This window comes from Larkinella sp. C7 (genome assembly GCF_006149005.1).
In the GTDB taxonomy this organism is placed as follows: Bacteria; Bacteroidota; Bacteroidia; order Cytophagales; family Spirosomataceae; genus Larkinella.
Window position 1 is genome coordinate 1 of the sequence record NZ_VBSL01000148.1, and the last position, 469, is coordinate 469.

Genomic DNA, 469 nt, shown 5'->3' on the forward strand with positions numbered 1-469 from the left:
CGGTATGGATCTCAAGCAGCATATTCAGCCGATTTTTAGCTTCTTTATGATGACAGTAGCAACGACCATCTATACCAATCTGGACGCTGTAATGCTGGGCTTTATGAAGGATGATGTAGCGGTTGGTTACTATAATGCTTCGGTCAAAATCAAGGCCATCTTGGTCAGTCTGGTCACTTCCATGGGGAGTGTTCTCCTTCCCCGGCTGTCNTGTCTTACTATGTCAAACATGACAAAAAGGACGAATTCAGAGTTTTGACCGTGCGTTCCCTGCAGTTTATCGGTTTTATTTCTATCCCGCTCTGGGCCTACTTTACCCTCTTTGCCAAGCAGGGAATAGATTTTCTGTCTGGGCCAGATTATGCGGGGGCTATCCTGCCCATGCAGCTGATTATGCCGACTCTTTTTTTCATCGGCCTATCCAATCTTCTAGGGATTCAAATTTTAGTGCCTATGGAACGGGAGAATC

1 protein-coding gene and 1 pseudogene are annotated in these 469 nt (G+C 45.9%); both read left to right on the top strand.

Features of this window, described 5'->3' with window-relative positions; genetic code table 11:
* Positions 1-259, top strand: a 259-nt coding sequence (locus FH871_RS34835; RefSeq protein ID WP_212768386.1) for an oligosaccharide flippase family protein, incomplete at its 5' end; no start/stop codon positions are given.
* A 2-nt stretch (positions 260-261) separates the two neighbouring features.
* A pseudogene (locus FH871_RS34840) lies at positions 262-469 on the top strand (flippase); the annotation flags it as partial.